This window comes from Micromonospora sp. I033 (assembly GCF_053890995.1).
Map to the genome: position 1 here is coordinate 1 of NZ_JBSSLX010000250.1, position 7,602 is coordinate 7,602.

The following is a 7,602-nucleotide window of genomic DNA, read 5'->3' on the forward strand; positions in this document are numbered from 1 at the left end:
GGCGAGGGGCCGGAGCGGCGCCGGGCGGGCGGCCGGCCAGGCCCGGGCGCGTAGCCGCGCGGCCACGGCGGCCGGGTCGGCCCGCAGCAGCCAGTCGCGCAGCGCCTCCACCGTCTCGGTCAGCTCGGGCTCGATGGCGTCCGGGTCGGCCACGTCGACGCCGAACGGCAGCCCGGCGCGCAGCCGCGCGTCCTCGGCGGCGAGCGCCAGCAGTTCCTCGACCAGGGCGTACCGGGTCAGCGCCCGGATGCCGACGGTCAGGTGCAGCGAGCTGGACTCCTGCGCCTGGGCGCTGTGCAGCCAGCCGCGCGGCAGGTAGAGCGCGTCGCCGGGTTCGAGCACCACGTCCAGCGCGGGCCGGCCCTCGGCGGTGGCGGCGACCTCGTCGGCCCGGCCGCCCCACGGCTGCTTCTCCAGCGGGTCGGGCAGCACCGGCGGGTGGATCCGCCAGTGCTTGCGCCCGTCGACCTGGAGCACGAACACGTCGTGGGTGTCGTAGTGGGTGGCGAAGCCCTGGCTGCCGGCCGGCGTCAGATAGGCGTTCACCTGCAACGGCTGGGTCAGCGCGGTGCCCAGGTCGCGGGCGAAGTCGACAAGCGCCGGCCAGGTGCGGTGCAGGCCCTGGAGGACAAGGGTGGCGCCGTCGGCGTACAGGGCCAGGATCTTCTCGTCGAGGACCTGGTCGTCGATCTCGGCGCCCGCGCCACCGCCGCCGGTCCAGCGCGCCGCCGGCACCAGCTGGCCGTCCTTGGCGACCCGCAGGAACGGGGTACGCAGGCCGCGCCGGCTGAGCAGCTCGTCGGCGTCGGCGGGGCTGAGCAGGTCGGTGAAGCCCGCCGGGTTGGGCAGGTCGGCCGCCCGGGACAGCAGCGGGCTGCGCCCCCAGTGGTCGGCGGCGAACTTGGCCGGCTCGACCGCCACGCAGCGCGCGAGGGCCTCGGTGGCGGAAGACGGAACCGCCGGGCGGCCGTGGCCGCCCGGCGGGTCGAGGTGCGTCATGTCCATCCGTCAGGCGCTGCCGTCGGCGCCGCCGTCGCGCTGGCCGGGGGTCGCTCCGCCGTCGGCCGGACCCTCGGCGCTGCCGTCCGCGCCGCCGTCGTGCTGGCCCGGGGTCGCGCCACCGTCGGCCGGACCCTCCGCGCCGGCGTCGGCACCCTGGTCCGCACCGCGCTCCGCGCCACGGTCCGCACCGCCGTCGGCACCGCCGTCCTGCTGACCCGCGGTCGCGCCACCGTCGGCCGGGCCCTCGGCACCGCCGCCGCCGGTGGTCTGCATGTCGTCGTCGTTGAGTGCCATGGGTGCTCCCTCGGTGTGCCGCCCCGTCGTCGGGGTCCGTGTGCAGCGGGTGGTACCCCACGCCCGATCTTCTCTAACCACACCGTAGACGCCGGGGAGCGGCCGCACGGACGGTTCGCCGGGCCCCGGCACAGGTCGCCGGGCGGCGGGCGGACGCGTCCGGTGCCAGGATGGCGGGAAGGGATCTCGCGGGAAGGGGGTGGCCGTGGGGCAGCCGGAGCCGTTGACGCCGCTGGCCGAGGACTGGCAGCGGGCGCTCGCCGTGGTGGCCCACCCGGACGACCTGGAGTTCGGTGCGGCCGCCGCGGTGGCCCGCTGGACCGGGCAGGGCAAGGAAGTCGTCTACTGCCTGCTCACCAGCGGCGAGGCGGGCATCGACGGGATGCCGCCGGAGCGCAGCCGGGTGCTGCGGGAGGAGGAGCAGCGGGCCTCCGCCGCCGTGGTCGGGGTGGACACCGTGGAGTTCCTCGGCCTTCCCGACGGGCTGCTGGAGTACGGGGTGGCGCTGCGCCGCGAGATCGCCGCGGTGGTGCGCCGGCACCGCCCGGACATCGTGCTCACCAACAACTTCCGGGACACCTGGGACGGGGCGTACGCGCTGAACCAGGCCGACCACATCGCGTGCGGCCGGGCCACCCTGGACGCGGTCCGCGACGCCGGCAACCGGTGGATCTTCCCCGAGCAGCTCACCGACGGGGTGGGGCCGTGGTCCCGGGTCCGCGAGGTGTGGGCGGCCGCCTCCCCGCAGGCCCGGCACGGGGTGGACGTGACGGGCAGCTTCGACCGCGGGGTGGCGTCGCTACGGGCGCACGGGGCATACCTGAGCGGGCTCGGCGACGGCGGTTTCGACGCCGAGGAGTTCCTCGAGGGGCTGGCCCGGCCGGCCGGCACCCGGCTGGGCGTCCGGTACGGGGCCGCCTTCGAGGTGTTCCGGATCGACCTCGCCTAGGCGGCCGCGGTGATCCTCGTGGGCACGTCGGGCTGGCAGTACCGGGACTGGCGGGAGCGCTTCTACCCGGCGAAGCTGCCGCAGCGGCTCTGGCTGGAGCACTTCGCCGCGCGCTTCGCGACGGTCGAGGTGAACAACGCCTTCTACCGGCTGCCCGAACGGGACACCTTCGTGGCCTGGCGGGACCGCACGCCGGACGACTTCTGCGTGGCGGTGAAGATGAGCCGCTACCTCACCCACATCAAGCGGCTGCGGGAGCCGGCCGAGCCGGTGGCCCGCTTCCTGGACCGGGCCGCCGGGCTGGGCGACCGGCTGGGCCCGGTGCTGGTGCAGCTTCCGCCCACCATGCGGGCCGACCCGGCGGCCCTGGACGCGACGCTGCGGCTGTTCCCCGCCGAGGTGCGGGTGGCCGTGGAGCCCCGGCACCCGTCCTGGTGGACCGACGACACCCGGCGCGTCCTGGAGCGCTGCCGGGCGGCGCTGGTCTGGGCGGACCGGCTCAGCCGGCCGATCACCCCGCTGTGGCGCACCACCGACTTCGGCTACCTGCGGCTGCACGAGGGTCGGGCCCGGCCGTGGCCCCGCTACGGTCGGGCCGCGCTGGCCACCTGGGTGCGCCGGCTGGCCGCCGCCTTCCCGGCCGGCGAGCCGGCGTACGTCTACTTCAACAACGACCCGGGCGGCGCGGCGATCGTCGACGCGGTGGCCTTCGCCGGGCTGGCCCGGCGGGCCGGGCTGCCGGTCACCCGGACGCCGCCGGCCCGCCCCGCCACGGTGGCGGAGCGGGCCGGGAACGGCGCGGTCACGGCATCATCTGACCCAGGTCCTTCGGCATCGCCGACTTGACGTCATCCCATTCGCCCTGGGTGACGTGCCGCCGCAGGGTGTCCAGCACCACCTGCACCACCCGCTGCGTACCGCCCTCCACGTCGTACGGGAAGCCCTGCCGGACCTCGTACAGGAAGTCCTCGCGGTTCAGCTTGATCGGCACGTTCTCCGGCTGCCAGCCGTCGAAGTAGACGCCCCGCAGCAGCACCGGCAACTGCTGGGCGAACTCGACGCTCTGCGCCACCGGCATCCGGTCCCGCAGCAGGTGCAGCACCGTGCGTATCGCCGCGTAGGACTGGTTGCGGCACTCCTTCGGCCAGCCGTACGCCGACTCGATCTCCTTGAGCATCACGTTCGTCTTGTCCAGCGAGGACTCGAACGCGGAAATCATCTGCTCAGCCATCTGCCCACCCCCGTGCGTCGGTTTCCCAGCGTCGGTCATCGGTGCGTCCCGGCGGCCCACTGGGCCCCCGCCAGAGCCGGGTCGGGCTGAACCGACCGGGCCGCTCGCCCCGCCGGGGCAGGTCGGATCTCCCGACCACGTGCAGCACCCCGCCGCGGCGTCGATCCGCTACGACCCGCACCGTCATGACCCCACCTCCTCCTCGGCCGCGCGGTCGTGTCGGTCGACGGACCGCGCACACCGTCCATGCTGCGCAGGCATCGGGTGAGGCGGCCTCACCCTGGCCGGGTGAACCGTCAGCCGGCGTCGAGCAGGCCCGCCAGGGTGGTGGCGTTGCGCTGGGCGTAGTCGCGGTAGCAGTTGTTCATCAGCACGTGGGTGCGCTCGGCCTCACCGGCCAGTTCGCGCAGCTTGGGGGCCCAGTCGCGCAGCTCGCGCTTGGAGTAGTCGTAGCCGAACTTCTCGTGGATGTCCTTGCTGGTCCACTTGTCGCTGTGCCCGTGGAAGCGGACCACCGCGAGGTCCGCGGTGGCCGCCAGCACCGGGGGTACGGACGAGCGGTGCCCCTGCGGCATGTCCACGCAGACGAACGGCAACTCGTGCTGGCGCAGGAAGCCCAGGGTCTCCTCGGCGTTGTCGCCGTCGAACCAGGAGGCGTGCCGGAACTCGAAGACCGGGCGCAGCGGGTCGCACCGCCGCGCCACCTCCAGCAGGTACTGCTTGTTGTCCCGCTTGATGGTGAACCAGGGCGGGAACTGGAACAGGACGGCGCCCAGCTTGCCGGCCTCGACCAGCGGGTCGAGGGCGGACAGGAACCGGGTCCAGACCTCCTCGTACGCCTGCGGCGGCAGGTCGTCCGGGTAGACGTTCTTCTTCTCCGTCTCCGGGCGCAGGTCCTTGTAGAGCGCGGACACCCGGGTCGGGTGTCCGGTCAGCAGGCTGAACGCCTTGACGTTGAAGGTGAAACCGGGTGGGGTGCGCTCCACCCAGAGCCGCGCGGTCCGCTCGGCCGGCGGCGAGTAGTAGGTGGCGTCCACCTCGACCAGCGGGAACTGCCGGGCGTAGTAGGACAGCCGCTTCTCGGGGTTGTCGGCGCTGGCCGGGTACCAGCCGGAGTCGAGCAGGGTCCGGTCGGTCCAGGAGGCGGTGCCCACCTTGATGTCACCCATCTGGTGAGTCCACCGCTACCGGGACCGACCGGCAACCCGGGCCGCGCTCAGGCCGCCCGCCGCTCCCGGGTCTGCTTGCAGGACACGCAGGAGGTGGCGGACGGGAAGATCTCCAGCCGCTCCACCGGGATCGGCGCCGAGCAGCCCTCGCAGAAGCCGTAGGTGCCCTCGTCGAGCCGGGTGAGCGCGTGCTCGAACTGGGCGCGCCGGTCCAGGATGGTGCGCAGCAGGGACTGGGCGGTGTCCCGCTCGGCGGTCTTCGTGCCGCTGTCGGCCTGGTCGTCGCCGGCGGTGTCGCCGACCTCGACCAGCCGGAGCACCTGGCTCTGCAGCACGGCCTGCTCGTACTCCGCGGTCAGCTCGTCGTACCGCGACGTCAGGGACTGCCGGATCTGGTCGACCTCCGCCTGGGAGCGGCCCGTGGCTGTCGTGTCGTGGACGAGCATCGCTGCCTGCCTTTCCTGGGGCCTCATACCGGTCCGGGGCGGCGAGCGCCCCGGAACGTGGTCCGATGGATGCGCGGGCGAGATCACCCGTGCTCTGTGAGCCGGGCGATTACCCGCCCGCTCCGCGGATCAAACCGGGATTTCCGCGTTCTTCGTCGCCGTTCGTGCGCTGGTGCGCCGCCCGGACCGTCCCCGTCCCGGCCGGTCCGGTGCCGGTCGTCCGGATCCGGGCTCCCGGTGCCGGTCAGCCGGCCTCGACCAGGGCCGGGTGCCGGGGGTCGTCGGCGCGGACCACCACGTCGGCGAAGGAGGCCGGGTCGACCTCGTCGGCGTACCGGGCGAAGGCGGGCAGGGTCCAGCGCAGCTCCGGGTCGGTCCGCCGGTCCAGGGCCGCCGGGGAGAGCACCAGGTGGACGGCGACGTCGAACGGCAGGCCGCCGCCGAGCAGCAGCGCGCCGCTGACCAGGACCACCCCGCCGGGTGGCAGGTCGACGTACGGGGCGCGGCTGGCCCGGTCGGCGGTGGCGTCCCAGAGCGACGGGAGCAGCCGCCCCGAGCCGTCCGGGCCGGCCGGGTCGAGCACCTCGCGGCGCAGGCCGGCCTCGTCGACCCAGCCCTCGTAGTAGGCGTCCGGGTTGGTCCGGCCGTGCTCCAGGCGGGTCGACGCGGGCCGGAGGAAGTCGGCGGCCCGGACGTGCAGCACCGGGCGGCCGGCGGCACGCAGCGGTTCGACCAGGGCGGCGGCCAGGGCGTCCGGCTCGGCGGCGGGCGGCCCGTCCACGGCGACCCGCAGCCGGCCGGGCACGGTGGTGCCGGCGAGCCGGTCGGTCAGCTCGGCGACGAGAAGCTCGGGCGTGATGGGGCGGACGCGCATCCGACCATCCTGCCCGGCGGGCGGGACGCCTCACCACGCGATCCGCCGGGCGGTCGGGGCTCCGTCCGGAGGGGATCGGCACGTGGTGGCGGGCCCGGGGGCGTCAGCCGGTGCGGTCGATGGTGACCCGGGCGTCGTCGGCGAGCCGGTAGCCGACGCCGTAGACGGTGGTGACCAGTGGGACGTCCACCCCGACCTTGCCGCGCAGCCGGCGCACGTGCACGTCGACGGTGCGGACGCCGGCGTGCTCGTAGCCCCAGACGGCATTGAGAAGTTGCAATCGGGTGAACACCCGCCGCGGGTGGGCGACGAGGTGCAGCAGCAGGTCGAACTCCAGCCGGGTCAGCGGCAGCGGCTCGCCGTCGCGCAGCACCGACCGGGACGCGGCCAGGATGTGCAGGGTCGGGATGGTCGGTGCGAGCGGCCGCCCCGGGGTGCGGCCGGCCGGCACCGGGTCGGGGCGGCGCTCGGCCGGGGCGGTGCCGGTGCTGATCACCGCGTCGCCGCGTTCGAGCAGCTCACGAGCGGCGTCCAACAGCCGGCGGGCGGCCGGGGTGAGCGACTCCTCACAGGCCAGCGGGATGTTCAGCGTCACCGTGAGCATGGGTGCCGAGGTGTTGGCGGGGCGCCGCTGGCCGCCGGGGGGACGGCCCGGAACAGCGGGCTGGGACGTATGCCATCCGGCGCGCGACGAGGCGGGGCTGACCGACATGGTCCTCCTTGGCTGGTCCGGGTATCTCCCCACGGCCCGGGACGCCGCTTCATCGATGCTTCCCGGCGCCTGTGCGAGGGTCAAGGGGCGGCTGCGTTGCATGAATGTGACAATTGACGAACACATCGGAGCCGAATGCTCGCTCTGCGTACGAGGTCCGTTGATTACAGCAGAGCGGCGAGATGACCCGTTACGGGGGGTCCCCGGCCGGTTCACAATGGCCGGTGCCGCGCGGAACGGCGCCGAAACGTGAACGCGGCGCACCCGGGATCCGGGTACGCCGCGCACCGGCCGGGGCCCTCAGCGCTCGCGGTCCACCACGATCCGGGCCTCGTCGGCGAGCCGGTAGCCGATGCCGTACACGGTGGTCACCAGCGGTGTGTCGTCGCCCAGCTTCGCCCGCAGCCGGCGCACGTGGACGTCCACGGTGCGGGCCACCGCGTGCTCGTAGCCCCACACGTTGGCGAGGAGTTGCAACCGCGTGAACACCCGCCGGGGATGCTCGGCGAGGAAGAGCAGCAGGTCGTACTCGATCCGGGTGAGGGCCACCTCGACACCGTCGTGCCGGACCCGGCGGGTGCCGGTCAGGATGCGTACCGTGCCGGGCTCCTCGGCCCCGGCGGGGGGCTCTGGCGGCACCGCGGCGCGGCGCAGGTCGAGCACCGCGCGGGCGGCCTGGTGCTCCTCGGCCCGGAGCAGGCCCTCGCCGGAGGCGGCGAGTTCGTCCAGCAGGTCGACCAGCCGGGCGAGACCGGGCGTCAGCGCGCCGGCGCCCAGGTCGAGGGTGATCGTCAGGGTCGGGGCGGTACGCGGCCGGGGCGGCACCGCCCGGTCGGGACGGCCCGGCCGGGCCGGACGGGAGGAGATGGCGACGACGGACATGGGAGCCTCCTGTGCGGGCGATCGCCCCGCCCCACCGGGTGCG

10 protein-coding genes are annotated in these 7,602 nt (G+C 74.6%); 2 read left to right on the forward strand and 8 right to left on the reverse strand.

Going from position 1 to position 7,602, the window contains the following annotated elements:
* Both ACW0Q9_RS27135 and ACW0Q9_RS27140 read right to left on the reverse strand, forming a co-directional pair.
* The coding region (locus tag ACW0Q9_RS27135; RefSeq protein WP_456186061.1) for a cupin domain-containing protein at nucleotides 1-999 on the reverse strand (999 nt) is incomplete at its 3' end.
* Nucleotides 1,000-1,008: 9 nt separating this feature from the next.
* Nucleotides 1,009-1,296 (reverse strand): hypothetical protein, encoded by a 288-nt coding sequence (locus ACW0Q9_RS27140; RefSeq protein WP_456186046.1) that lies wholly within the window; start codon nucleotides 1,294-1,296, stop codon nucleotides 1,009-1,011.
* A 205-nt stretch (nucleotides 1,297-1,501) separates the two neighbouring features.
* On the opposite strand from ACW0Q9_RS27140, the gene ACW0Q9_RS27145 reads away from it, so the two are divergent.
* The gene (locus ACW0Q9_RS27145; RefSeq protein WP_456186047.1) at nucleotides 1,502-2,245 is read left to right on the forward strand and encodes a PIG-L deacetylase family protein; all 744 of its coding nucleotides are present in this window, start codon (nucleotides 1,502-1,504) and stop codon (nucleotides 2,243-2,245) included.
* Between the two features lie 18 nt (nucleotides 2,246-2,263).
* Nucleotides 2,264-3,091, forward strand: a complete 828-nt coding sequence (locus tag ACW0Q9_RS27150; protein WP_456186049.1) for a DUF72 domain-containing protein — start codon at nucleotides 2,264-2,266, stop codon at nucleotides 3,089-3,091.
* On the opposite strand, the gene ACW0Q9_RS27155 is transcribed toward ACW0Q9_RS27150, so the two are convergent.
* From ACW0Q9_RS27155 to ACW0Q9_RS27180, 6 genes are all read right to left on the reverse strand, one after another.
* Nucleotides 3,048-3,476: a DUF2267 domain-containing protein gene (locus tag ACW0Q9_RS27155; protein WP_456186051.1), complete on the reverse strand. Its 429-nt coding sequence runs from the start codon at nucleotides 3,474-3,476 to the stop codon at nucleotides 3,048-3,050. The genes ACW0Q9_RS27150 and ACW0Q9_RS27155 overlap by 44 nt on opposite strands.
* A gap of 296 nt (nucleotides 3,477-3,772) precedes the next feature.
* Nucleotides 3,773-4,645: a DUF72 domain-containing protein gene (locus ACW0Q9_RS27160; protein WP_456186053.1), complete on the reverse strand. Its 873-nt coding sequence runs from the start codon at nucleotides 4,643-4,645 to the stop codon at nucleotides 3,773-3,775.
* Nucleotides 4,646-4,692: 47 nt separating this feature from the next.
* Complete coding sequence (locus ACW0Q9_RS27165) at nucleotides 4,693-5,091, reverse strand: TraR/DksA family transcriptional regulator (RefSeq protein WP_313721525.1); 399 nt, start codon at nucleotides 5,089-5,091, stop codon at nucleotides 4,693-4,695.
* A 244-nt stretch (nucleotides 5,092-5,335) separates the two neighbouring features.
* A complete protein-coding gene (locus tag ACW0Q9_RS27170; protein ID WP_456186055.1) occupies nucleotides 5,336-5,965 on the reverse strand; it encodes a uridine kinase in 630 nt (209 codons plus the stop codon).
* 103 nt (nucleotides 5,966-6,068) lie between these two features.
* On the reverse strand, nucleotides 6,069-6,677 hold the full coding sequence (locus ACW0Q9_RS27175; RefSeq protein WP_456186057.1) for a winged helix-turn-helix domain-containing protein: 609 nt from the start codon (nucleotides 6,675-6,677) through the stop codon (nucleotides 6,069-6,071).
* A 300-nt stretch (nucleotides 6,678-6,977) separates the two neighbouring features.
* A complete protein-coding gene (locus ACW0Q9_RS27180) occupies nucleotides 6,978-7,559 on the reverse strand; it encodes a winged helix-turn-helix domain-containing protein (RefSeq protein WP_456186059.1) in 582 nt (193 codons plus the stop codon).
* Nucleotides 7,560-7,602: the final 43 nt, after the last annotated feature.

Bases quoted from the DNA above. Each gene is read 5' to 3' on its own strand.
- ACW0Q9_RS27140 (WP_456186046.1), bottom strand. From the start codon at position 1,296: ATGGCACTCAACGACGACGACATGCAGACCACCGGCGGCGGCGGTGCC.
- ACW0Q9_RS27155 (WP_456186051.1), bottom strand. From the start codon at position 3,476: ATGGCTGAGCAGATGATTTCCGCGTTCGAGTCCTCGCTGGACAAGACG.
- ACW0Q9_RS27160 (WP_456186053.1), bottom strand. From the start codon at position 4,645: ATGGGTGACATCAAGGTGGGCACCGCCTCCTGGACCGACCGGACCCTG.
- ACW0Q9_RS27165 (WP_313721525.1), bottom strand. From the start codon at position 5,091: ATGCTCGTCCACGACACGACAGCCACGGGCCGCTCCCAGGCGGAGGTC.
- ACW0Q9_RS27170 (WP_456186055.1), bottom strand. From the start codon at position 5,965: ATGCGCGTCCGCCCCATCACGCCCGAGCTTCTCGTCGCCGAGCTGACC.
- ACW0Q9_RS27175 (WP_456186057.1), bottom strand. From the start codon at position 6,677: ATGTCGGTCAGCCCCGCCTCGTCGCGCGCCGGATGGCATACGTCCCAG.
- ACW0Q9_RS27180 (WP_456186059.1), bottom strand. From the start codon at position 7,559: ATGTCCGTCGTCGCCATCTCCTCCCGTCCGGCCCGGCCGGGCCGTCCC.